Genomic DNA, 23,351 nt, shown 5'->3' with positions numbered 1-23,351 from the left:
TTACCTGCCCGTCACGGCCGAACGGCGGCCAGCAGTCCGGCGACCGGGCCAGGAATTTCTCCCCGGGTTGCGGGTTCGAGTGACGCGTATGTAAAAGGATCTGAGTGGTACACGCGTGCGAGGCCCTCGATCTGCCACCGCTCCGGCTGTCCGGACGCGTACCGGAGAGGCCCCCCCCGCCACTTAGGGAAGGCAAACCCGGCCGTCATCGCGACGTCCACATCACTTGCCCGTTGCGCTGTGCCTTTCGCCACCACTTCGGAAGCGGCAACGACCATAGCCATGATAACCCTTTGCACGATCTCGTTGTCGTCTATATTAACCACCGATGTGCCCGATCTGCGGTGCTGGGCATCGCTAATGATCATGCGCACCTGCTCGTCGAGCACGGGGCCTGCCGCATCGCCGTACTTATAGTAGCCGGCACCCGATTTCCTTCCAAGCCTGCCGCTCTCGCACAGCTGATCCGGAATCGTCACATAGCGTTGTCGCTCATCTCGCCGCTGCGCGAGGCGCTTTCGACGCGCCCAGGCAATATCCAACCCGGACATGTCGGCGACCGCGAATGGCCCCATCGCGAAACCGAATGTCTGCATAGCGCTGTCGACCTGATCAGGCCAGGCGCCGTCTTCAAGAAGGAACTCGACCTGCGTACGATAGTCCGCGTATACGCGGTTCGCCACGAAGCCTTCCGCTATACCAGCAGGTATCGGGGATTTTCCGAGCAGCCGCGCCAGTTCGGCTACTGCGGCGAACGCCCGATCACCCGAGGTCGCGGTGCGGATGAGCTCGACCAGCGGATTGCGGTCAGCCGGGTTGAAAAAGTGCAGGCCGACGCAGCGTTCCGGGTGAGCGACGGCTCTGGCGATCTCATTCAAATCAAGATAGGAAGTGTTGCTCGCCAGCACCGTTTCCGCACCGACGACCTGCCCCATCGCCGCGAACAGCTGCTTTTTGACCGTCATGTCCTCAAAGACCGCGTCGATGATCAAATCCGCATGGGCGAGTCCAGCCAGGTCGTCTGTTAGCTCCACCGTTGCGCCTCTGGCGACAGAACGCAATTGAGCACCGGCACGGCTCAGAACCTCGGCATTAGAGTCGAACACGACGACATCAAGACCCGCCGCGAGACACGCCGATGCAATCCGGGACCCCATGGTTCCTGCCCCGGCCACGCCGACTGTGGACAGAATAGGAGGAGGTGTCCCGACTCGGCTTGCCTTCGCAGCCGCACGATTGGCGAAGAATAAGTATCGCAAATTCGCCGCTTCATCAGACGAACGCAGCCTCTCGAAACTTGCACGCTCCCGCGCCAGCGCTTCCGGGCCAGGCAGGTGGATGCCCGTCACGATAAGCTCCACGGCTTCTGCAACATTTGGCCGAGCCCGCCCCTTCTTTAAGGCCTTCGCGACAGCCGATTCAACCTCGGCCGGAAGACTCTCAGGTGCCTCGGTCGCACTGAGCCGCCTCTTCACCAACTGCCCGCGCGCCAGCTTCATCGCCTCTGCCAGCAATTCACCCTCATCGACAATCGCATCGATGATGCCGAGCGCGTGAGCCTCCCCGGCTTCAAGCAGGCGTCCCGTGCTGATCAGCCCGATAGCGGCGGGCACACCGATAAGTCGCGGCAGACGCACTGTTCCTCCCGCTCCTGGAATGATTCCAAGTGTGGTCTCCGGAAGACCGACAGTTGTGCGCGGAGAGGCGATTCGTACGTCGCAGCCGAGCGCAAGCTCCAATCCCCCGCCCAGCGTAAATCCGGAAAGCGCGGCAACGACGGGAGGAAGTTCTTCCATCACGGCGATAAGAGCAGGAAGCTGCGGTTCAGAGATGGGGCCGTCAAACTCACGGATGTCCGAGCCCGCGTAAAAGTCCGGCAAGCCGGAGATTAGGACAACACCGCGGAGCGGGCGCGGCAACACGGAGAGCTCGTTCATGAGCGCACGGCGCAAACCAACACTGCCCATATTCATGGGAGGGCTGTTGACAGTGATGACGGCAACTCCGTCATCGATTTTCGTAGTTACGAGTGACATCTCTTCTCCAGTGGCACTCCAGGACACGTGAAACGTATCGAACAATCGGTTGGTTTACTCAGTGTAGATGAACCTCTTAAGATGTTCGATATCGAACATATGGGTCAGTTTCCCTTGCTTGACCCAGGTTCCTGCCCCTGACGCCGACGCGACAACCTGAAGCGGAACACGGCGCCCCTGTTGTCTGTTTCAGTTACCGCAAGGCAGGTAATCACAGAAACTTCGGCGTGCAGCAACTTGAACTAGTTCGTACCTAGGGCTCAAAACTCCACGCCATACGATGTTCCGCGCCGCCCGCCATCGCGCATCATGAATCAGGTCAGGGCAGCCGCTCACGGGCCACACGGTTGACTAAACGGTTGGTCGATATGCTAGGCTCACCCCACGCAGTAAAGATCCGGTTTTAGGCCCTGTGCCGTCCACCGCACGGTCCTTGATTCCAACAAGGGAGTAATCGATGAAGATCTCACTTAAATACGGCACGGCGGCAGCGCTCCTCGTCGGCATGGCTATTGTTTCTGGCTGTTCATCTCCACCTCAGAGCGGACCGGAGGTTTCGCACTCAGAGTCTTCGCCCGCCTTGCCCGGCCAGATAGCTGAGGGTGCATACAGCGGGCAGCAGTTCTCCTTTGTGGGTTACGGAGGGGCCCCGCAAGAGATCACCATGCAGATCCTTCAGGATTTCGCCGAGAAAGCCGGGGCCGCGGTCGCGGCAGATTCGCCCCCCGAACGCGCGAAACTTCAGGCGCAGGTCGATTCGGGCAATGTGACCTGGGACATCTATGCCACGAGCAGTATTGAGGCGGCTCGCGACTGCGGGAAGCTTTTCGAACCGTGGGACTTCAGCCAGATCGACGTTTCGAAAATTCCTAAGGGTGTGCAGGTCGGTGACTGCGCGGTTCCGGGGACAATTTTCTCAACGGGCCTCGCTTACGACGCCTCGGTGCTGAAGACGGCACCCACGAGCTACAAAGACTTCTTCAACACCAAGGATTTTCCCGGCAAACGCACCTTGTGGGGAGGGGATCCCGAGATGAACCTCGAGATCGCTTTGCTTGCGGACGGGGTGCCGGCAGACAAACTCTATCCGCTAGATCTTGAGCGTGCATTTGCGAAGCTCGACACAATCCGCGACGATCTCGTATTCTACGGGACCGGGGCGGAGCAAGAACAGATTCTCGAGAGCGGACGGGCCATTATGGGCCTGACCTGGACAGGGCGAGTGTTCAACGTGAACCAGAACGGCAGTAATTGGAAATACGTGCATGAAGCTCCGCAGGTGTCCCGAGAGACCGTGTACTCCCTTGTGAAAGGTTCGAAGAATGGGAAAGTTTCCGCCAGCGCAATGAACTACATGCTGGGGGCAGAACAGCAGACGTTCCTCCAAGAGCACAATGCCTATCCTGCACTCAACATCGAAGCCACGCCTAACCTAAGCGAGAATGCAAAGGCTGTGGACGTTCTTAAGCCTCCCTTTGCTCCTCTAGTCCAAATGGATGTAGATTTTTGGGCAAAAAACAAGGCGGCCATCTTGGATAAATGGGTCGGATGGACGAGCGGCTCATGAGCGCGCTCCCTCGCAAGTATTGCATCGTCGGGGCTGGGCCCAGCGGGCTTATAGCCGCACGAGCACTCATGAGACGCGGCGTCGGAGTCGATGTGATCGAGCGCGATGCAGGCATCGGGCATCTGGAAGATGGAGTACACGACGAGTCCCGCCTAGGCGTCATGCAACTTCATCTCCTACCGAGACCACAGCGGCTTCATTGGATATCCTCTCCCGCGGAGTCTCCCCGATTTTCCTCGATGGGATCAGATCCGGGACTACATTCGGGCCTATGCGGAAGAATTCGGCATCACCCGGCACGTCCAGTTGAACCGAGAGGTGTTGTCCGCCTCGCCGATTCAAATAGAGGGCCGGACATGTTGGACAGTCGAACTGAGCAATGGCGAGGAACGGCTTTATCGGGGTGTTATATGGGCCTGCGGCCGCAGCAGGAGCCATACGTGCCGCGACTCCGCGGGGAGGAATCCTTTTCGGGATCGATTATTCACAGTGCGCGGTATAAGCATCCGAGGGAGTTCATTGACAAGCGGGGCCTCGTGGTCGGTGCGGGAAACAGCGGCGTAGATAGATATTGTTAGTGATGCTGCGTCGATCGCAAATCGCGCGATTTTGTCCGCGCGGCGAGCGTACGGATACATACCGCAGAACCTTATGGGGATCTCTACGCAGTCCATCGTCGATGGGTCGGCTAAGCTTCCGTCTGGCGATACATTGCCCGAAACGCCTGAGGAACGCCTCAAGTGGGTAGCTGCCACGGTGCAGTACGACAGGATCGGGCTCGACGAGCCCGACTATCGATCAACGGGCTGCACGGCACCCTCAACGACACCGCGGTTCACCACCTCATACACGGCCACTGGTCAAGCCCGACATCGACTACCTCGAGGACGATCACGTTGTCCGTCGTAGACGGGACGCGTGAAGAGGTCGATCTGATCGTGTTAGCCACTGGATTCTCGACGAGTATCCCTTGGATCGGCCCGCAGTATATGGCTTGGTACGAAGGGCAGCCCCATTTCCACCAGGGTTCAATGTCTCGAAAGATCAAAGGCCTGTACGCTTGCGGCAGTGTGCATTTCGGCGCCGCCACCTACCAGACCTGGGACCGCCTCTTCAGGTTGCGGCAGCCGAGATCAGCGACGAGTTGGCGGAATCCGACTCGCCCGTTTTCAAGCAGATCCGCGAGGAGTTTGATCCAGACCTCAAAGCGGGCTTGCCCCTAGTCGACACCCGTGGCAACAGGTTCCAGAGCAGTTATGCCGCGATATTTGCTGCGTGCTCGCCGGAGCACGAACCTGCCAGCGTAACGGGACTGGCTTCGGTCTTCCCGAACTGAGGGCCGGGTTGTCACAGTTGAGGCGCGTACCGGAATTCCCTTTGAGATCGGACAATTGTGGACATCAACTTTGACGGGCAAGTCGTCATCATTACCGGTGCCGGCGCCGGAATCGGCCGGGCGCACGCGCTCGAGTTGAGCGCACGCGGAGCAGCGGTCATCGTCAACGACGTGGACCCGGTTCGCGCGACAGGGGTGGTCGAGGAGATCCAATCAACCGGACAACACGCAGCGGCATCCTTCGCGGACATCACCACGCCCGAAGGCGGTGCGTCTCTGACAGAACTCGCCCTCGAACGGTTCGGAACGGTCGACGTCGTAATCAATAACGCCGGCATTCTCCGCAACGGATACTTCGACGAACTCTCGCCCGCGGCCGTCCGCGCCGTTATCGCCTTGCACGTAGAAGCCCCGTTTTATGTCACGCAGCCCGCATGGACCGTGATGAAGGCGAAGGGATATGGCCGAGTCATCTTGACCAGCTCGAGCAGCGGAATGTACGGCCACCAAGGGTTATCGAACTACGCTGCAGGTAAAGGGGCCATGCTCGGCCTCTGCAAAGCACTCGCTTACGAGGGGCAGGATCACGGCATCAAAGTGAACGCTCTGATGCCCGTTGCGAGCACAACCATCGGTGTCGGCAACCCAATTCCGGACTTCGCTGAGCATCAGGCACGCTTCGTTCCGGAGCAATTCACACCCGAGATGCGAGATCTCCGGGCACGCCCCGCTTCTGTGGCGAAGATGGCGGCGATACTCGCAAGTAGCGCCTGTCCGGTTAACGGTCAGCTCATCTCCATCTCGTTTGCGCGGTACTCCAACGTCTATGTCGGGTCGACCGCTGGGTGGCTTGATGCAAATCCAGCCACTTCGACAGCGGAGGATGTGTTGTCTTGCTGGACCGAGATCACTGACCGCGAGGGAGCCTTGGAGTTCCGCAACCATTATGAAGAGACCGCCTACTCAATGCGGCGTTTCCTTGACGAGATGCAATCCCCTCCAGATCGCTAGGTCAAACGGCCTGCACTCGCGACGTTTTATAGCCAAAGGAGCGTACGGCAGACTTCATGAGGATGTTAAAATGTTTGAACAAGCTGTCCGGGGTCTGTCACCGAAGATTCTCGGTGACAGAACGCAACTGGGAATGGTGGCGCGGGACATGGAGGCAGCTACCACCTACTGGTCCCAAGAGCTGGGAGTGGGTCCATGGATCATTATGGAGAGTTCGGGCGAAGACCTGCGCTTCATTCACCGCGGCCAGGTCGGCCCCGTGGAGATGCAGTTCGCATTCTCCTACACCGGTGAGACGCAAATCGAAATCATCTCTCAGACCAATTCTGCGCCCTCGCCCTACATGGAGTTTCTCGACGAGGGACGGGAAGGACTGCACCACATCGGTTTTTGGCCGGACGACTACGAGGAATCGTGCCAAGCGCTCGAGCGAGCAGGCTTCCATGAAGTCTCCTCCCTTTACGTTCCCGATGGCACCAAGACCGTGAGCTATTACCAGAGCCCGTCAGTTATTGGCGTCCTCGTCGAGCTCGCGCCGATGACACCGTTCCGGCAGAAGTACATGACGGCCATCGAGAATCTCGCTAACTCCTGGGACGGAAGCAGGCCGCTGCGCCACTTCAGCTCCCGCGCGGAGTTTATGGCGTCGGACGATTTCCAGAATTCAGGAGGTGTTTAAATGATTGAGGCAACCAAACCCCCGGCCGTGACCTTCAGCCACGTCCCTGCCGTCGCGCCCCAGCGTACTGAAGCCTATGAAGAGTGGTACGACGAAGTGCATATGCCGTCGCGGATGCGCCTTCCAGGATTTCTGGCTTGACAGCTACAAAACGCTTATCGGCAGCTGTGCCGAACCCGCACTGCAAATTCTCCGGACGCCTCCGCGGCGAGCAAACCATCAACCATCGCGAAGAACTCATAAAAGTCTGCGGACAAGGCCATGCCAAAGCCGTTGCCACCATGTCCAGGTGAGCACCCGTCTCAGCTGGCTGACCGCGCCAGCGGATTGTTCGACTCCAACGGACTCTCCATGTAATTAAGGGATCAACCGTGCCCGGAATCATTGTTGTCGACATCGACGGCAGCACCACCGGGCGCAATGCGGAATCAGCACAAGCTCGCACTGGCACTGCACGCTCCGCTCCTCGTCGTTTCAGCGTTCGACAGCGACCACAAGACGTGTACGACAGCGAGAGCGACTAGTAAAGCATCTCCGCCTCATGTTTTTTCACGAAGGACGCCACCTTACGGGCAAGAACCGAGAATTATCCGGGAGCGGGGAACGATCGGCTGGCGAACAACGGCGCCGGCTCCGGCATCGGCGCGGGGGAGTTGCACCACACGCTGTGCCGCATTTGAGGATCGACAGGAGCGATGCCTGACTCCTTCTGAGAGATCGAACCTGCTGGCAGATGTGTAGCTGGCGGACTCCGTGAGAATGTTGGTCGGGGCGCCAGCATTCAGGCGTGGCGGACTGAAAAAACAAAGCAGATCTGCTGGTCGCTCGGCGGGACAGCCAACAATGGGGGTGGATTTACCAATACTGACCCATTGCTCTGCGGGCATCGCTCTCAGATAAGGACACGGGTCCGGCCGGATGACTGCCCATAGGTGGCGACGAAAATGTCCGCTGGGGCGAATTCTAGGGGTCGATGCAACACCCGAGGTCAGTGGGCTCTTAGTAAATTACGTAAACGTTCGGCTGGGGTGTCCCAGTCCAGTGTTTTGCGTGGTCGTCCGTTGATTTCCTAGGCGACGCGCTCCAGGTCCTCCGGTCCCTAGGCATTCAGGTCGGTTGCAGCCACCGTCCTGGTCGCCTGCTCCCCACACCCCGGACGGGTCAGGGACGAGGCCGCGTTCGCCGCTCTCGCCGGATGTTGTGGGCTCACCAAGGTTCGTGGTGAATCCCACTGCTGCGATGCATGATCATGCCGCCGTCCTGGCGGCGCTTCTGAGCATAATACGAGCACGATAATTGGCGCCGTTGACGAACCCTCGGCCAGTTCTTTTGATGTTCTTGATCGTCGTGTTGTTTGCCTCAACCTTGCTCGTGGTTGCGCCGGTGACTATGAGGACTTCGATCTCTTTCCACCAACGGCAGACGGTACGCCAGAGCCGGTTGATTTCCGGCTGGCCGGCTCGTTCCACCAGGTGCTGCAGCCACTCCTTGGCTGCGGCAGCGTCCTCGAGGGAACCGGTGCGCAGCAGTGCGCGCAGTTGTTCCTTCGCTTCCCAAGCCGCCTTCAGCTTCCCGGTCGGATCATCGACGTCAAAGACAGTCTGCAGGCGGTTCTTGGCGCGGTCGGAGAGAGTCTCGCCGGCGCGGAGCAGCAGCATCCGGTTGGCCCACATCGGGTCGGACGAGCGGCCCCGGCGGCCCTTGGTCTCCTGGCTCATGCGCTGGCGGACTTCGGTCAGCATCTTGTTCCCCAACATGACGATGTGGAATGCGTCGACCGATACAGCCGTGCGGGGCAACCACATCCGCAGGGCCTTCCGGAAAGCGGCGGAGGGGTCGATGGCCACTACTTCCACGCCCAGCCGCCACTCCAATGGCCGGGCGAAGAGCCAGTCACCAACGCCCCTGCTGTCCCGGCCGTCCACGACGCCGAGGACCTGCCCTGTGTCGAGATCAACGATGGTCGTCATCCACGGTTCATAGCGCTTCCAGGCGTTGGTTTCGGGGTCCTTGAAGAAGCGCACGGAACGGAAGCGGTGTTCGTCGATGCCCAGCCGCTTGGGCCGGAGCTTGTTGACGTCCGGCAGGACGGCCATGGCCTTGTTCAGGGAGTGCTGGACCAGCCACCACGAGACTCCGAAAGCAGCCGCTGTTTCCGTCGCAGCACGTCCCGAATGGATCACGGCGCTCACCAAGGCATCTCTGAGCCTGCCGGTCGAACGCGCCCGCCGGGGCACCTGAGTGGTTGACTCAGCGAAGGTCTGCCGCGGACACTCGGATTCGTCGCAGAAGAAACGGCGCTTGAACCAAACAACTTCGGCCAAACCTGCGATGGGAATATCGCGGATCCGCTGCTTGCGCTTTGAATGGCGCCGCTTGCCGATCAACCCGCATGAAGGACAGCCGGACTCGATGGTTGTCTCGACATGGATTCTCCGCTGGCCGAACGTGAGGACGTCGGCGGTGAGGACATGGTAGTCCGGCAGGTTGAAGATGATTGTGGCAGCATCAGGGCGCTGGGCAGTAAGCTCGGTCAAGGCTCGTAGTTCCTGTCATTGATGAATGCGTCAAGAACATCCATCACAACAGGGCTACGGGCCCCTTCTGTCCAAAGACACGACCGGGTTTTCACCACGAACCTTGGAGGGCCATGTTGTGAGACCCCATCCCGGCTTCCTCCGGGAACACCACCCGGCACCGGCTCAACGGCGGAGGCGACAGGCGCCTCAACCGCGCCCGAACGTCATCGCCATGGTCAGGATGGTCCACCACCCAAACCCGCGCTTACGCCGACAGGCGCCGGGCAGAAGGCAAGACAGACCGCGAGGTCCGCCGCTGCATCAAGCGCTACCTCGCCCGACGACTCTCTACCGCCACCTCAACACCGCCGCCGGCAGCGAATTTGGGGGTTGAAGAGATATAGAAGCTTCATAGAAGAGTCGGCCGCTGAAGTCTGCCGCCTGCGAAATGGCACACTTTTCGACCAGCGCTGACGGGCATACTCCTGCGACCCGGGGTATGTTTTCCGTAGAAGTGGGGGCCCAGCTGGTCAAGCCATCGGCAAAGGGCTCGCCTTCTAATTGAGCTGTTCACGGTGTCTTATGCTGAAGGGCACGAGCTCGTCGGTCCGACCGGATTCGGTCTTTTTTACCCATTCCGGGTCGGACAGCAGAGCGCGGCCGATGGCAACCAGGTCGAAATCGCCGCGATCGAACCCCTCGATTAGGGGTTCGATGTCCCGGTTTTCGGTGGATGCGCCCGGCGTCCACGCACTATGGAACATATCGCTTAGTCCCACAGAGCCGACGGTGATGGTGGGCGTACCTGTCAGCTTTCGGGTCCAGCCGGCCAGGCTCAGGGCGGTGTCCGAACCATGGGAATTCTCGAACGCCGGCTGCCAGTACTGCCGCGTGGATGGGTGCAGGACATCGACGCCTGCATCCACCAACGGCAGCAGGATCTCCTGCAAGTCGTACGGGCTATCGGCCAAGCGGGCATCGTAGTGGCCGATCTTCCACTGGGAGAAGCGGTAGATGATGGCGAAGTCCTCGCCTACGACCGACCGGATTGCTTTAATCACCTCTGCAGGGAATCGGGTTCGGGCGACTGCGTTCCCGCCAAAACCGTCTCGGCGCTGGTTCGTCCTTTCCCACAGGAACTGGTCCAGCAAGTAACCGTGGGCACCGTGTAGTTCCACGCCGTCGAACCCCACCTGTTTCGCTTCGACTGCGGCCTGTGCGAAATCCGCGATCAGCCCGTCAATGTCTGACGTACTCAACCTATGTCCTAGCGGCTGCCCGAAGAGGCCCAGTCCGGAGGGGCTGCGGGAGGGTACGTCCGGATTGAATTTTGGACGTTCTCCCCGGACTACTCCTGTGTGCCACAGCTGAGGAACGATGGCGCCTCCCTCCGCATGGACGGCATCGACGACACCGCGCCAGCCTTGCAGGCTGTGGTCACCGTAGAAGCGCGGCACCTTCAGGTGAGGTCCGGCGGCTGCGTCGCGGATGTAGGTGCCTTCAGTAATGATCAAGCCCACGCCGCCCGCAGCCCGACGTGCGTAGTAGCGGGCGACGTCGGCTCCTGGGACGCCGTCGGGTGAAAACTCTCGAGTCATCGGTGCCATGGCAAACCGGTTGCGCAGACGGAGTGACTTGAGCTCGAACGGGCTAAACAAGGTACTTCCGGCATTGTTATGCATAGATTTGTCCTTATTTCAGGGCCATAGATGCCTCAGGTTTCCGGCCATTGAGCACATCCACCCGCCGAAGCGATCAGCTATGGCAGTAATGGTACGGCCCAGGCATTTTCCGCAACGGATCGAGTCCTGTGAGAGACGCGTCCCCTTCGGGCGTGGTGATGTCCGCGAAGGATGCCGCTGCGTGTTTTCCGGTTGATTAGATCGTCCTCGACGACCCCTGTCGCGCGAACCGGGTGCACGTCGTTGACATTGACCGCTGCTCCGCGTGCGCTCAACTCGAGCGCGTGCGCCCGGCCGATTCCGGTGCCGGCACCGGTAATGATGACGACTTGCCCGTCAAAGTTGATGTCCACAATTGCTCTTAAGCGGACGCAATGCCCCGGGAGCGGGCCTTCGCACACTGCGATACAGCGTGTGCACGAAGTTCGGTTAACTAACCCTGGCTGCGGGGTAGTCGACTTCCGGAATGTCGATCCCGTAAATGTCGCGCAGTTCGTGGAACATTGCGATCAGCTGCTTTGCGTCGACCTGGAGCAGATTTCGGTGGGTGTTAAGGAGGTGCAGCGTGCTCTTGAGGTCCGGCCGGTACTCCTCGCGCACACGGCGCATCTGTTCCACGTTCTCGCCCCGCACACGGGCGCGCGCATCGGCGACCGCAATGTACATCAACTGCTCCCATATCTTATAGAGACTGAAACCACCACCAAAGTGGAGGATACCGCTCGAGTACAGCCCCGGCGACTTGAGGCAGATTGCCCCTAAGTGGAAGTCCGGCTGATCACCGACCCAATCGAGCAGGTCCGGATCGAGCCAGGGAATGCTCACGGAGTACCCGGTGGCCAGGACAATGAGGTCGATCGTCTCGCGAGTGCCGTCGACGTACACAACATCCTCGCCTTCCAGCCGATCGATGTCCGGTTTTACCCCCAGCCGTCCGTGGGTCAGATAGTGGGCGACCTGGTCGTTGGAGATGCCATGGGTCGACCCGACAGGATCGGTGGGGATGGGCAGACCGAGCCGCTTGTAGTCGCCCAAAGCGTCGAGCACCCACTTAGCGCGGGCCACCGGATCACGGGGTACCGAGACGACCGTCTCGGGTGGCATCGCTGAACCATCGACGATGCCTTGCACCGGGTAGCCAAAGATTCGCTTGGGGAAGAACCAATACGCCCTGCGCATCGACAAGGTCGCCGACCGTCCGGTCATCGCGGCGTCGCACACGATATCGACGCCGCTGTTGCCAGCACCCACTACAAGGACGCGCTGGCCCTCGAAAGATGAATGATGACGGTATTCGCCGCTGTGGATGATTTTACCGCCGAACGTCTCCTGACCCTTGAACGTCGGCACGTACGGCGTCTGCTGCTGGCCGCATGCCCAGACCACCCCCCGGTAGAGGCGAGTCTCGCCGGTGCCCAGTGTCACTCGCCAGCCACTGTGGCCGCCGGCCACCGGCTCGGCAGATATCACCTCTGAGTCGCACTGGACGAGATCAGCAAGCCCGGCCGACGTCGCGAAGCCGCGAATGTAATCGCGGACCTGATCCCAGCGAGGAAAGTCCGGGAATTCCGCAGGCATGGGGTAGCCGATGAAGCCACTATGCGCCTTATCGGAGATAAAGTTGCACGACTCGTAAAGCGGTGTCTTCGGGTTGTCCATGTCCCAAAGTCCACCTACCGCTGTGTGCCGCTCAAGGATCTCGACGTCGAACCCGGCTTCGAGGAAGACCCGGGCCGCCACGAGTCCGCTCGGACCCGCGCCCACGATGCAGAAGGCATTCGACGAGTCCTTAGCTTCCAGCCCTGTCTCAACGGGATCAGGCAGCTCGTTCATGTATCTCCTTAGGGAAAGCCGGGATGCCACGGGGGCTCCAGATGCCGCCTATCTACCAAACAGACGGTTGAATAAGACCATAATGCTTTGCCTGGCGGTATGTCAAGGATCACGAAAAGATCTTCTACTAGCATCGTGACATAACGGGTTGGGCGTGTCCCAAGCCGGCGACGTGGCTGGAATCAACGAGACGCCCTCCTACCACACGGGTTAACGGGAGGGGGCAGTGTCTATGTCCGGTGAGTTCGCGATCGTGCGGGGCCTGCCGCGGACGGTGTTGCGCGGGGTGAGTCCTGCCGAAAGGTCAGTGGTCATCGTCGATGATGCGGGGCGCGGGCAGGCGGCGTGGTTGAGGTCCACGACGTTGGCGGAGTTGGCGGTTCCGCTCCTGCGTGCCCTGACATCGGCGGTGATGGCGGTGATAAGGTCTTCGGTGCCGCAGGAGAAGATGTCGGCACATCGCCGCGATGACCCTGCAGTGCGATCCGTTCGGTCTTCTGGTTGACGATCCGTAGACTTGGCGCCGGGACAGGGGTGATACCCCGTTCGGCGAGCAGGGGGAGATGAGGTCGGTGGTGTTGTGAAGTCCCCGTGCCGCCATCAGATCGGAGAGCCTTAGTGCCGGATCCTGTTCCATTGTTCGTGACGGGCCTGCATCTGTTCGGCCGGGGCCCCACCGAACACCTCGGCACCGCGGACGACGACGTCGCCCCCTCCATCGAGGAAGATGAGCTGCCCGGTTACATGGGAGTTCTCCTCGCAGGTCAGCCAAGCGAGGAGACGCGCAACGGCGACCGGCTCCGCCGGACCCTTTAGCGGCATCGGAACCCCGGCGAGGAGTGCCGCGCGGCCCTCCGGTGTCGACAGATACGGCGCCGTCATCGGCGTCACTATGACGCCCGGACCGACCCCGTTGAGGGGGATACCCGCGCCGGCCCACTCTTCAGAAATGGCGCGCACCCGCATCCACTCCGCGATCGCCCGTTTAGTAGATGCATAGATGAGGTGCCCACCGTCCGACTGCACGAGTTCATCTGCCCGCGCAATCGACTTGTTCTCATCACCGGCTCGCAGCGACGCGACGAGCTGCGGGTCGACCTCCTGCAAAGTGGAGAACGAGGCGACCAATGCTGCACGAGGATGCTCGGCCGCTGCGAGCAGCGGCCGAAGCGACTCCAGTGTGGCTTGGGCGCCAAAGAAGTTGACTTTAACAGTGAGTGAGCTCCGGGCCGTCACTCCCGCTACGGCGAGCACAGCGTCGATTCGACCCCCACTTGCTGAAGCGACGAGGTCGGGCAAGGCTGAACGCCCATCGACTGTGGAGAGGTCGGTGTTGATATCGCTGCCCGCGATGTCAACACCAATCACTCGATTGCCGCGAGCGTCGAGCAGATCCTTGGTTGCACGACCGATTCCGGATGATGCTCCCGTAACGACATACGTTCTGACCATGTTTTTCTCCGATTTGTTCATGCCAAAGCACCTTAGCCGTTGATCTATTGTCAAACAATCGATTGGCTGATAGCTTTCTTTTGTCTCTGCGCTGTGCCTCGCTGCGGATTCTGTAAGCTACTCGGCGCCTCGCCAAGGAGAAATCGTCATGACGGCTCAGGAGAACTTCCATGGCCAAGCCATCGCTGTAACGGGTGCCGGGGGAAGTCTTGGTGCAGCAGTGTGCGAGCGGCTACTCAATGCGGGCGCGATCGTGTTCGCGGTTGACTTATCCGGAGACGCTCTTGACGCACTTTCCTCCCGAACCTTGAACCACCAAGAGCGTTTACACTCTCGCGTCGCAGACGTCACAAACGAGCAGGATGTAGCCGCTTTCGCCGCCTGGGTTCGCGAAACCACGGGCAGTCTCGACGGGTTTTTCAATAACGCAGGAATTCATGGCCCGATCTCAACGCTATCCGAGCTCGATATCGAAGCTCTAACGCGCACCCTTCGTGTTAATGTGATTGGCGTTGCGCTGGGCCTGAAGCACATTCTGCCAAATATGTCGAAGGGGGGATCTGTTGTCAACGCGGGCAGCACCGCCTCGCTCAATGGCGCCCTTGGAATGGAGGCTTATGTCGCGTCAAAGCATGCCGTATTGGGGTTGACAAAGACAGCAGCTCTGGAGGCGCGGGCGAGTGGTGTGCGAGTGAACTGCGTCTGTCCCGGCGCTTTCGATAGCCCGATGATGGCAGACATTGACCGCGAACGCAGTATGAGACTCGACAACAGTGCTCGCGACCCAAGAAGAGAGTATGCGAGCGTCGATGATGTGGCGGAGGCGGTGATGGAGTTGCTGCGCCGTGGCAGCTCGATGATCACAGGGCAGGCGGTGAGCTTCACATGAAGCCAGGCCGGGAAGAGGATCTGTCCGGTAGAGAATTTGGAAGGCGTGTTGCTCTTGTTACTGGAGCAGGATCGGGTATTGGGGCCGCCTGTGCATTGATGCTGGCAACACGTGGTTCGAATGTCGTTATTGCGGATTTGGATGCGAAATCGGCGGAACGTGTGGCATCTACGATAGGGGGCACCGCGCTCGTTGCAACGGGAGATGTGTCCGATCCCGATGCCTGTGAACGAATCGTCGAGTTTGTCGTGCGCCGCCATGGTCGTCTCGACATCGCTGTGAATAGTGCCGGTGTCGGCATTGCGATTTCTGCAGCGATGGGTGACGTGCCCTTCTCGGAATGGAAGCGGATCATCGACATAAACCTCACCGGGACGTTTAACAGCATGCAATCCGAGATTAGGGCGATGCGCACAGGCGGCGGTGGCACCATAGTAAACATCGCCTCGGTAATGGCGGCTGTCGGCACGAAGCGCTCCGCACCGTACGTCGCTTCGAAGCACGCCGTTGTGGGGCTCACCAAGAGTGCAGCGCTCGAGTATGCGTCGCAGGGTATTCGTGTTAACGCCGTCGGGCCCGGCCACGTCGACTCGCCGATGTTCCGTCGACGCTCGGATGAGGATCGCGCGGCCATATCTCGCGGATATCCGACCGGTCGCGTAGGGATGCCGGAAGAAGTGGCCGAACTCGTGTGCTTCCTCGCCAGTGATAGGTCGGCATTCGCGACTGGTGGATTTTTCCCGCTTGACGGCGGTTACCTTGCTCAATGAAACGAACATCCAACTGCAGTAATAGCAATGGCTAACGAAAGGCAGTCCCAATGCTGACAAGCAATGACCAGGTAATCGAAGACGAAGAGGCGCTGAAGGAGACAATCCGTGACTTTGTGGCGGCGACACCACCAGCTGACTCACCGCTTAGCGCCTTCCGAGAGGGGCTTGAAGCTCTATGTGGCTCGTTCCCGGTGCCATCCGATGCTGAGATCGAGCGGATAGACGCAAATGGCGTCCCCACGTTGCGTGTACAGGCTCCCGGGGTGGATGCATCTCGAGTGATTCTCCACCTTCATAGCGGTGGCTACTTTATGGGTTCTGCCCAGGGGTATCGGGAGTTTGCATACCGTCTTTCGGCTGCCACTAATGCTGCGGTGATCGTGCCTGACTACCGACTTGCTCCTGAGCATCCGTTTCCCGCTGCGTTGAACGACACGGTGTCGGTATATGCGTGGGCACGTGACCATTGGGCCCCCTCCTCGATTGCCATCTCCGGTGATTCAGCCGGCGGGGGCCTTGCGATGTCGAGCCTTATGAAGATGCGCGACGACGGCATTCCGCTTCCGGCTGGCGGTGTAACAATTTCCGCCGCCCTCGATCTTCAATCCGAAGCGGAATCATTGAAAACCAATGCGGCAACCGATCCCGTCATCGACGGCTCCGAGATTGGGGGACTCGCCAGTTTGTACGCGGGTGATACGGACCCTGGACATCCGTATTGTTCGCCTGTCAACGGGGATAAGAAAGGATTGCCGCCTTTGCTGGTAATGGTGAGCGACGCCGAGGTCCTTCGGGACGACTCCATCCGACTTGTGCGCGAGGTCCAGGAGGCTGGGGGCGAAGCGACGATCTCCACCCCCGCGGGGATGGTACATATCTGGACGTTGTTCCCTAAACTGCGTCAGGCCGCAGCTAGCTTGGAGCTGATCGGAGAATTCCTGAACCGCGTCTGGGTAAGTCAGCCGCGCTCCTGAACGTGAACGGTCGGATTGATCTTGCTGTAAGCCGGGTGGACGCCAGCGGCTGAGGTGAGGATACAAGTCTGCCGTGAGGTACGGCTTGCCTCGAGACCCGGTTGTCTCGCGGTCAACCTTCGCGGTCGATGCTGCGTAACGCCGGGAGGGTGCCGCTCGGTGTGCGTAGAAATGATAAGCGCCGTTGCCGGCGTTGAGCGCTCAAAGAAGAGCTGAATTGAAGGGAAGGGCTTATGGAAGCCTTGAAAGCGTTGAAAGACCAGCTGGGATTCGACCCAGAGGAACTGCGCAGCAAATATGATGCGGAACGCGACCGCCGAATTCGCGCCGATCACGCCACATCAGTTACTAACCACCAGCTAACAGACTTTCGTGTTCTTTACCGCACTCAGCAGTCGAAGCTGGGCAGTGCCCAGCCCATGCCGGACTCGAACACTTCCCAGAATCAGAATTCACATGACACCTAATCACCCGTGCAGCAGGACAGTCCCGGCACACAAGGGAACTTCACTTCGCACCGGTTTGTCCCAAGCTTCCAGACGGCGCCGCGCCGTGTGCAGGGTGGCCTGATCATATATCTATTAGCCTGACCATCTATGGAGTAGACGCTGTGAGATCATGGATTCATGGTGCCTAACTCCGTTTCACCGCGACCTAAACGATCCTCCCTCCGCCAAGACCACCGACGCCTCACCCACTCACGCATTCTCGAAGCGGGCCGTGAGGTGTTCGCCGAGAAGGGCTACATGGCGACAACCATCGACGACATCGTCTCATTTGCCGGCGTGGGCCGCGCCACGTTCTACCTGCACTTTTCCACTAAGTACGACATCATCGCGCAGCTTTTCCGCGACTTGCGGCCGGAATTGATAAAGTATTATCGGAAGCTTGACGCCACACTGTCCAATGGGACCCCGGACGGACTGCAGAATTGGATGCTCGAAGCCCTCAAATGGATGGATGAGCACTCCGGTATCATAAACGCCGCCGACGCTGCAACCCTTGCTGGGGAGCCCCTACGTTACGATCGATTCACCTTCGATCTTGCCGATGAGATGACCTGGCTCATGGCGAGGTGGCCGGAAGACCGCCGAGACGAGCTCCGCGCGCGGGTGGCGCTGCTGGCCAATCAGTTCCGTTCCGCACTGGCCTACATGCTCGGCCACCACGACGATCGGAAGCACGCCAACCTCGCTGACCTGGGAAAGGTCATGGCCGACATCTGGGGACCCGCACTCACTCCGCCGCAGCCCCAACGCAGAACCCGAGGGCCGTTGGACACAGTACCGGCGATGAGCGATGCTAACGCACGCCCATCGATCGATTGATCGACCGCTGAACGGACCGTCCGTTGCGCGGAAATGGAGGAACCTCATGCCTAACAACGACGTCGCGCTTCTCCGCGAGTGGCTAGCCCGCCGCTTCGGCAAGACCGTCCGTTTCGCGACCGACCCAGTCCGCGGCGCCCTCGGACATTCGAGCGACACGATTATCTTCGACCTGCTGATTGGTGCCAGCGAGCCCGAGAGGCGCAAGGTCGTCGTCCGTTCCGCGCCCGCCGGGGCGGCGCTTCTCGAGCCTTACGACCTCGCCAAGCAGTACCAAATCACGCAAGCGCTGGCCGCGACTCCGGTCCCAGTCCCCACGGTTCTCGGTTTCGAAGCCGATCCTGGCGTACTAGGCCGCCCATTCTTCGTCATGGACTATGTCGAGGGCATCGCATTCGAACGCGAAGTCCCGCAGCACCTCCTGACGGGTGACCTCGCGGTCCGGACAAGGTTCACCGAGGGAGTACTGCACACGATCGCCGCCATCCATACCGTTGACTGCGCCGACCTGGGGCTTGACTCGATTGCGGACGGCCGGACATGGGCCGCTCGCGAACTGAAGTTCTGGCAGGACCGACTACAGCTCGAAGACGCAGTCAGCGATCCCGCATTGGTAGCGATCAGCGACTGGCTGGAGGCACATATTCCGCCGCCCCCCGTTCGTCCTTGTCTGCTGCACGGGGACCTCAAGCTGTCGAATTTCATGTTCCGCGACGAGGAGGTCGTCGCGGTACTGGACTGGGAGATTGCGGACATCGGCGACCCGCTAGCTGATCTTGCCTACTTCCTCGTCGTGAACTATCTACCCGATTTCGACAGCCCGATCAGAAGGGTTCTGAGTCGAGGTGAGCTTATCGCACGGTATCAACAGCTAACCGGTATCGACGTCCCAGACCTGACTTGGTACGAAGTCATGGTCGAGTTCAAGATTGCCCTGATCTACCTGCGAATGTTCAATCTCTTTCAGCGCGGCGATACGAACGATCTACGCTTCCTTCTCGGCGGACGCAAGCTCCTCGGCTGCGTTTCCCGGGCCCATGCCAAATCCGGGCTGCATGGGTTCCGCTCCCATGAGCCAGTCGCGAACCCGGATCGCGTCCGGGTAGCCGCCGAACAATTGATCGATGACTCAATCCTTCCAACCCTTGCCGATCCGGCGGCGATCACTTCGACCAAGCTGCTGCGGAGCACCTTCGCCGCCATGGCGCCCGATCTCGACACCGCCACACTCACAACGGCCGATCGAAATCACCGGCAGACTGTGTGAACGAAAGGACAGGTCGTTAGGAGTCGGCCGGCTCTGCTGCACGGATAGGTGACATCTAATCTGACCTTGTCTGCCAGGCCCGGTCTGGAAGGATTGCACCGGTGCCTCAGCCGTATCCGTTCGAATTCCGCGACGATTTGGTGCACGTCCCACGCAACCGCGAGCCCCGAGTCACGACCGAGCAGCTCTCAAAAGACTTCCGTGTCCACCCACTCTGCAGAAGTGGTTGCGCCGCACCGGCTAGGACGGGACTAAGCCCGGCCAGACCCGGGCGGAGTGCGCCAAGCTGCGCCGAGACCCGGAAAGCGGATCCACCTGCTGGAGCAGGAGAACGAGGTTCTCCTGCGGGCGGCGGCGTATCTGTGGCAGGCAAACCTGCCGGAAAAGCTCTACCTGCCGTGAGAGATCTCGCCGCTAACGGGTACTCACGTGGTGGTGGCACGAGGGATTCTCAAGCCTGCCGGCCAGCCCTATCACCGTTAGACCAAGCCCGTCACCGACGCGTCGTCGCCGCCCGGCTGGGCCAGCTCGGGCAGCTCGTCGGGCTCCTCGGTCTCGAAGTAGGTGAAGGTGGTGTCAACGAAGTCGAGATTCCATTGACTTCGCCGTCGTGCCATTGCGGGCGTCCGGCCCTCGATGAGGTTCGTCTCCTACGCTGACCGCAAGAAAGTCGCAGCCGAGCTGAAGAAGATCTACGCCGCCCTCAACGCCGAGATCACCCGCCGATTTCGAGGCCTGAGCGTGAGGCCAAGTACCCGCAGACAGTGGCGACGCGGACTGCGGCGAGGGAACCGTTCCTCCCGTTCCTGCAGTTCCCGCCGATGCTGCGGCGGGTGATCTACACGACGAACTTGATCGAGTCGTTGAACTTGCAGCTACGCAAGGTCACCAAGAACCCCGGACACTTCCCAACCACCGAATCGGCCGTCAAGCTGCTGTAGCTGGCGACTGCACCATCGAGGAGCGCCGCGCCCGAGACCGCGCCGACGAGAAGGGCAAACCGCCGGACAACGATGAGCATCAGGCCGACTGGTCGAAGGACAGGTCACCACGAACTCGAAACAGACCCTCGCGCAGCTGGTCACGGCGTACCCCGACCGCATCATCCTCTACTTCCAACCATCCAAAAGACGCGACGAATATAGACACACTGACTATTGAGTGTTACGGTCGTACAACCAAGCGGGTCGTGCCCTCGCCTAAACAAACATCTACGAGACTGCGTAATCGCGTGCTAGTGACGCAGGAACGTCCCAACCGTGGGCAGACACCCGAAGTATTCGGGTCATCAAACCGTTTTTCGCCCAGCTCAGAGAGGAGTGCACAGTGCGCATCGGTGTAACTTTGTATTTACAGAACTTCCAGGATTGGGACCGTTACGAGAGGGTGGAAGCTGGCGAGGACGGACCACCCCTCGATCCCACCACTGACTCTCGGGTGGTCAACGATCACCTCGAGCTGGGTCTGCTGGCTGATCATCTCGGGTTCGACTCCCTCTGGACCGTCGAACACCATATCGGCCCTTATACCCTCGTCTCCAACCCTCTGCAGTTGTTGACCTACTTCGCCGGGGCGACGTCGCGCATCGATGTCGGGACCATGGTCGTTGTATTGCCCTGGCATCATCCACTGCGGGTCGCTGAGGATATCTCCACCCTTCAATACGCCCTCCGCGGCCGCAAAGCCTTCATCGGCTTCGGCCGTGGCGCGGGACGGCGAGAGTTTCGCCAACTCGGCGTAGACATGAATAACTCCAAGACCATGTTCCAAGAGGCCGTGCAGATCGTGAAGCTCGCGTTGTCCGAGGAGAAGTTTTCATTCCACGGTCAGCACTACGACCTGACCGACATCACTCTGCGTCCTCGGCCCGCCGACCCGGCCTCCCTAATCGACGACATGCATTTCTCGTGGGGCAGCCGCACATCGGCTCCGGTAGGCGCGTCGTACGGGCTCAAGCCAATGATCATTCCTCAGAAGTCACTACCGGAATACCATGAGGATCTGGCCAACTTCGCCGCGGCACGGGCCGAGGTCGGGCTTCCGCCTGCCCGCCCGCGAATCCATCTTCTTGCCCACTGCGCCGAAAGTGAAGCCGAGGCGGAAGCGAATGTCCGCCGGTATATGCCTGAGTACGCTGAAAGTGCCGTCCGCAACTACGAACTCGGCGGGAGTCATTTCGCGAATACCAAGGGATACGAGCAATACGCCGATCAGGCCCGGCAGACGAGTAGCCGAGAAGATCTGTTCCGAAACATGGGTGAGGTCTACATCGACAATCACCTCTGGGGCACCCCGGAGCAATGCATCAGGAAGATCAAGGAACTTTCTGATGCGTTTCACCCCGAGGAGTTCATGCTCGCCTTTAGTTTCGGTTCGATGCCTTTCGATGTCGCAAAGAAAAGTATGGAGCTGTTTGCCCGCGAGGTTCTGCCCGCAGTCCAGGAGATCCCCACCCTCGATCCACGGATGTTCACGGAGGCCCAATGAATACCGCGGACATCGCCGCAGACCTTGCGGAAGAGGTGCCGCCCAACCGCCTCTTCATCGGCGGCGATTGGGCGGCTGCAGGGGACGCGCTGGCGATCGACATCGTCTCACCCCTGACAGAGCAAGTTCTGGCTACCGTCCCCGCCGCTGGACGAGCAACCGTCGACCGCGCGGTGATGGCGGCGCGCGAGGCATTCGACCATGGCCTCTGGCCCCGACTTCCGATCGAGGAGAGGGCAGCAGTCATCAGTAGGCTGGCGGCATCGTACGCCAGCCGCCGCGAACAAGTGGGGCAGTTGATCACTGCGGAAATGGGTTGCCCCATCACCCTGTCACGAGTCATGCAGGCCACCACACCGCAGGTGCTCCTCGAGAGCTCAGTCGCGGTTGCGCACGAGTTCCCCTTCGAGGAGGAGCACCGATCACCGACAGGATCGGCGCTCCTACTGCATGAGCCCGTCGGGGTGGTCGCTGCCATCGTTCCGTGGAACTCGCCTCACACCAGTGCCCTGGCGAAGTTGGGCCCTGCCCTGCTGGCGGGCTGCACGGCAGTGCTCAAACCCGCACCGGAGACCGCGCTCGACGCGCTCCTGCTGGCCCGGATGTTCGAGGAGGCGGGGCTGCCTCGTGGGGTGCTCAGCGTTCTTCCCGCCGACCGCGAGGTCAGCGCGTATCTCGCCGGACATCCCGGAGTAGACAAGGTGGCGTTCACGGGATCGACCGCCGCGGGGCAGGCGATCGCCGCCAGGTGCGGAGCGGACGTGCGACGGGTGACCCTCGAACTGGGCGGAAAGTCCGCGGCCATCGTGCTTGACGATGCAGACCTTGGGCAAGCGGTGGAATCGCTACGAATGGTGGCGCTCCGTAATACAGGCCAGGTGTGCTCGAACACCACCCGCGTGCTGGTCTCGCGCACTCGCAGGCCGGAACTGGTAGAACGACTGGTCGCGATGATGACGCAGCTAGCCGTGGGCAACCCCTTCGACGAGAAGACCGAGGTGGGTCCTCTCGTCAGCGCGCGGCAGCGCGATCGTGTGGAGTCCTACATCGCGGCGGGCCGCGCAGTTGGGGCGCGGCTGGGGTGCGGCGGGAAACGCCCCGCGGAGCATGACCGCGGCTGGTTCGTCGAACCGACCTTGTTCTACGAGGTCGATAACGGGATGGCCATCGCCCGCGAGGAGATCTTCGGGCCGGTGCTTTCGGTCATCGATTACACAGACGAGGACGAGGCCGTGGACATCGCCAACGACTCGTCGTACGGACTAAGCGGCGCGGTCTACAGCAGTGACCCTCGCCGTGCCCTCGACGTGGCACGACGCATCCGCACAGGAGCGGTCCTGATCAACGGGAATCCACCCGGTTTCCAGGCGCCGTTCGGCGGCGTGAAGATGAGTGGTCTGGGGCGGGAAAACGGACCACAAGGCCTCGCCGCCTACCTAGAGACGAAGTCGGTGGGCCTACCCCCCGACATGCTTGGCGAGCTCTCGGCCGCCGGGTGACCACCAGCACAGTTTCACG

At 60.5% G+C, this 23,351-nt stretch carries 20 protein-coding genes and 4 pseudogenes; 18 read left to right on the top strand and 6 right to left on the bottom strand.

All coding sequences use genetic code 11. The annotated features are described in order from the left end of the window. Positions 1-11: 11 nt before the first annotated feature. Positions 12-2,081 carry a 3-hydroxyacyl-CoA dehydrogenase NAD-binding domain-containing protein gene (locus AC5RWT_RS02175; protein ID WP_494078939.1) on the bottom strand — a complete coding sequence of 690 codons (2,070 nt, stop codon included), beginning with the start codon at positions 2,079-2,081 and terminating at the stop codon, positions 12-14. A 412-nt stretch (positions 2,082-2,493) separates the two neighbouring features. On the opposite strand from AC5RWT_RS02175, the gene AC5RWT_RS02170 reads away from it, so the two are divergent. The 7 genes and pseudogenes from AC5RWT_RS02170 (at position 2,494) to AC5RWT_RS02140 (ending at position 6,770) form a co-directional block, all read left to right on the top strand. Beyond that, positions 2,494-3,603: an extracellular solute-binding protein gene (locus tag AC5RWT_RS02170; RefSeq protein WP_494078938.1), complete on the top strand. Its 1,110-nt coding sequence runs from the start codon at positions 2,494-2,496 to the stop codon at positions 3,601-3,603. Then, positions 3,576-3,725 (top strand): annotated as a pseudogene (locus AC5RWT_RS02165) (NAD(P)-binding protein); the annotation flags it as partial. The gene AC5RWT_RS02170 and the pseudogene AC5RWT_RS02165, both read left to right, overlap by 28 nt. A 49-nt stretch (positions 3,726-3,774) precedes the next feature. Next, positions 3,775-3,921: pseudogene (locus AC5RWT_RS02160) on the top strand (hypothetical protein); the annotation flags it as partial. Between the two features lie 38 nt (positions 3,922-3,959). After that, positions 3,960-4,181, top strand: a complete 222-nt coding sequence (locus AC5RWT_RS02155; RefSeq protein ID WP_494078988.1) for a hypothetical protein — start codon at positions 3,960-3,962, stop codon at positions 4,179-4,181. An 815-nt stretch (positions 4,182-4,996) separates the two neighbouring features. Then, on the top strand, positions 4,997-5,950 hold the full coding sequence (locus AC5RWT_RS02150; protein ID WP_494078937.1) for an SDR family NAD(P)-dependent oxidoreductase: 954 nt from the start codon (positions 4,997-4,999) through the stop codon (positions 5,948-5,950). A gap of 70 nt (positions 5,951-6,020) precedes the next feature. Further along, positions 6,021-6,629 carry a VOC family protein gene (locus tag AC5RWT_RS02145; protein WP_494078936.1) on the top strand — a complete coding sequence of 203 codons (609 nt, stop codon included), beginning with the start codon at positions 6,021-6,023 and terminating at the stop codon, positions 6,627-6,629. After that, positions 6,630-6,770, top strand: a complete 141-nt coding sequence (locus AC5RWT_RS02140; protein ID WP_494078935.1) for a hypothetical protein — start codon at positions 6,630-6,632, stop codon at positions 6,768-6,770. It abuts the gene before it with no gap. Between the two features lie 1,106 nt (positions 6,771-7,876). Here AC5RWT_RS02140 and AC5RWT_RS02135 read toward each other — a convergent pair. Further along, on the bottom strand, positions 7,877-9,166 hold the full coding sequence (locus AC5RWT_RS02135) for an ISL3 family transposase (RefSeq protein WP_494078934.1): 1,290 nt from the start codon (positions 9,164-9,166) through the stop codon (positions 7,877-7,879). 122 nt (positions 9,167-9,288) lie between these two features. Here AC5RWT_RS02135 and AC5RWT_RS02130 point away from each other — a divergent pair. After that, a pseudogene (locus tag AC5RWT_RS02130) lies at positions 9,289-9,552 on the top strand (transposase); the annotation flags it as partial. Positions 9,553-9,705: 153 nt separating this feature from the next. Here the strand turns inward: AC5RWT_RS02130 and AC5RWT_RS02125 are convergent. The 3 genes from AC5RWT_RS02125 to AC5RWT_RS02115 form a co-directional block, all read right to left on the bottom strand. Then, positions 9,706-10,830, bottom strand: a complete 1,125-nt coding sequence (locus AC5RWT_RS02125; RefSeq protein ID WP_494078933.1) for an NADH:flavin oxidoreductase — start codon at positions 10,828-10,830, stop codon at positions 9,706-9,708. 429 nt (positions 10,831-11,259) lie between these two features. Beyond that, entirely contained in the window at positions 11,260-12,663 is a 1,404-nt protein-coding gene (locus AC5RWT_RS02120; protein WP_494078932.1) for a flavin-containing monooxygenase, read from the bottom strand. Positions 12,664-13,278: 615 nt separating this feature from the next. Further along, complete coding sequence (locus tag AC5RWT_RS02115) at positions 13,279-14,136, bottom strand: SDR family oxidoreductase (protein ID WP_494078931.1); 858 nt, start codon at positions 14,134-14,136, stop codon at positions 13,279-13,281. 127 nt (positions 14,137-14,263) lie between these two features. Between AC5RWT_RS02115 and AC5RWT_RS02110 the strand changes: the two genes are divergently transcribed. From AC5RWT_RS02110 to AC5RWT_RS02080, 7 genes are all read left to right on the top strand, one after another. Continuing rightward, entirely contained in the window at positions 14,264-15,004 is a 741-nt protein-coding gene (locus tag AC5RWT_RS02110; protein ID WP_494078930.1) for an SDR family NAD(P)-dependent oxidoreductase, read from the top strand. Further along, the gene (locus tag AC5RWT_RS02105) at positions 15,001-15,774 is read left to right on the top strand and encodes an SDR family NAD(P)-dependent oxidoreductase (protein WP_494078929.1); all 774 of its coding nucleotides are present in this window, start codon (positions 15,001-15,003) and stop codon (positions 15,772-15,774) included. The genes AC5RWT_RS02110 and AC5RWT_RS02105 overlap by 4 nt, the downstream gene beginning before the upstream one ends. Before the next feature lie 50 nt (positions 15,775-15,824). After that, complete coding sequence (locus tag AC5RWT_RS02100) at positions 15,825-16,751, top strand: alpha/beta hydrolase (protein WP_494078928.1); 927 nt, start codon at positions 15,825-15,827, stop codon at positions 16,749-16,751. 233 nt (positions 16,752-16,984) lie between these two features. Beyond that, positions 16,985-17,218, top strand: coding sequence for a hypothetical protein (locus AC5RWT_RS02095; protein WP_494078927.1), 234 nt, complete (start codon positions 16,985-16,987; stop codon positions 17,216-17,218). 159 nt (positions 17,219-17,377) lie between these two features. Then, positions 17,378-18,079, top strand: a complete 702-nt coding sequence (locus AC5RWT_RS02090; RefSeq protein WP_494078926.1) for a TetR/AcrR family transcriptional regulator — start codon at positions 17,378-17,380, stop codon at positions 18,077-18,079. A gap of 46 nt (positions 18,080-18,125) precedes the next feature. Continuing rightward, positions 18,126-19,346 carry a phosphotransferase family protein gene (locus tag AC5RWT_RS02085; RefSeq protein WP_494078925.1) on the top strand — a complete coding sequence of 407 codons (1,221 nt, stop codon included), beginning with the start codon at positions 18,126-18,128 and terminating at the stop codon, positions 19,344-19,346. 276 nt (positions 19,347-19,622) lie between these two features. Next, complete coding sequence (locus AC5RWT_RS02080) at positions 19,623-19,748, top strand: hypothetical protein (protein ID WP_494078924.1); 126 nt, start codon at positions 19,623-19,625, stop codon at positions 19,746-19,748. Positions 19,749-19,825: 77 nt separating this feature from the next. On the opposite strand, the gene AC5RWT_RS02075 is transcribed toward AC5RWT_RS02080, so the two are convergent. Beyond that, on the bottom strand, positions 19,826-19,963 hold the full coding sequence (locus AC5RWT_RS02075) for a hypothetical protein (RefSeq protein ID WP_494078923.1): 138 nt from the start codon (positions 19,961-19,963) through the stop codon (positions 19,826-19,828). Between the two features lie 7 nt (positions 19,964-19,970). Here AC5RWT_RS02075 and AC5RWT_RS02070 point away from each other — a divergent pair. From AC5RWT_RS02070 to AC5RWT_RS02060, 3 genes and pseudogenes are all read left to right on the top strand, one after another. Next, positions 19,971-20,507: pseudogene (locus AC5RWT_RS02070) on the top strand (transposase); the annotation flags it as partial. Positions 20,508-20,672: 165 nt separating this feature from the next. After that, positions 20,673-21,833 carry an LLM class flavin-dependent oxidoreductase gene (locus AC5RWT_RS02065; protein WP_494078922.1) on the top strand — a complete coding sequence of 387 codons (1,161 nt, stop codon included), beginning with the start codon at positions 20,673-20,675 and terminating at the stop codon, positions 21,831-21,833. After that, positions 21,830-23,332, top strand: a complete 1,503-nt coding sequence (locus AC5RWT_RS02060; RefSeq protein ID WP_494078921.1) for an aldehyde dehydrogenase — start codon at positions 21,830-21,832, stop codon at positions 23,330-23,332. The genes AC5RWT_RS02065 and AC5RWT_RS02060 overlap by 4 nt, the downstream gene beginning before the upstream one ends. The last annotated feature ends 19 nt before the right edge of the window (positions 23,333-23,351 follow it).

This window comes from Arthrobacter sp. Dra40, from assembly GCF_059091905.1.
Note: the sequence above shows the minus strand (reverse complement) of the source record. Positions and strands in the feature narration are given on the sequence as shown.

Bases quoted from the DNA above. Each gene is read 5' to 3' on its own strand.
- AC5RWT_RS02095 (WP_494078927.1), top strand. From the start codon at position 16,985: ATGGAAGCCTTGAAAGCGTTGAAAGACCAGCTGGGATTCGACCCAGAG.
- AC5RWT_RS02170 (WP_494078938.1), top strand. From the start codon at position 2,494: ATGAAGATCTCACTTAAATACGGCACGGCGGCAGCGCTCCTCGTCGGC.
- AC5RWT_RS02145 (WP_494078936.1), top strand. From the start codon at position 6,021: ATGTTTGAACAAGCTGTCCGGGGTCTGTCACCGAAGATTCTCGGTGAC.
- AC5RWT_RS02105 (WP_494078929.1), top strand. From the start codon at position 15,001: ATGAAGCCAGGCCGGGAAGAGGATCTGTCCGGTAGAGAATTTGGAAGG.
- AC5RWT_RS02075 (WP_494078923.1), bottom strand. From the start codon at position 19,963: ATGGCACGACGGCGAAGTCAATGGAATCTCGACTTCGTTGACACCACC.
- AC5RWT_RS02085 (WP_494078925.1), top strand. From the start codon at position 18,126: ATGCCTAACAACGACGTCGCGCTTCTCCGCGAGTGGCTAGCCCGCCGC.
- AC5RWT_RS02125 (WP_494078933.1), bottom strand. From the start codon at position 10,830: ATGCATAACAATGCCGGAAGTACCTTGTTTAGCCCGTTCGAGCTCAAG.
- AC5RWT_RS02090 (WP_494078926.1), top strand. From the start codon at position 17,378: ATGGTGCCTAACTCCGTTTCACCGCGACCTAAACGATCCTCCCTCCGC.
- AC5RWT_RS02100 (WP_494078928.1), top strand. From the start codon at position 15,825: ATGCTGACAAGCAATGACCAGGTAATCGAAGACGAAGAGGCGCTGAAG.
- AC5RWT_RS02155 (WP_494078988.1), top strand. From the start codon at position 3,960: ATGTTGGACAGTCGAACTGAGCAATGGCGAGGAACGGCTTTATCGGGG.
- AC5RWT_RS02120 (WP_494078932.1), bottom strand. From the start codon at position 12,663: ATGAACGAGCTGCCTGATCCCGTTGAGACAGGGCTGGAAGCTAAGGAC.
- AC5RWT_RS02115 (WP_494078931.1), bottom strand. From the start codon at position 14,136: ATGAACAAATCGGAGAAAAACATGGTCAGAACGTATGTCGTTACGGGA.
- AC5RWT_RS02110 (WP_494078930.1), top strand. From the start codon at position 14,264: ATGACGGCTCAGGAGAACTTCCATGGCCAAGCCATCGCTGTAACGGGT.
- AC5RWT_RS02140 (WP_494078935.1), top strand. From the start codon at position 6,630: ATGATTGAGGCAACCAAACCCCCGGCCGTGACCTTCAGCCACGTCCCT.
- AC5RWT_RS02060 (WP_494078921.1), top strand. From the start codon at position 21,830: ATGAATACCGCGGACATCGCCGCAGACCTTGCGGAAGAGGTGCCGCCC.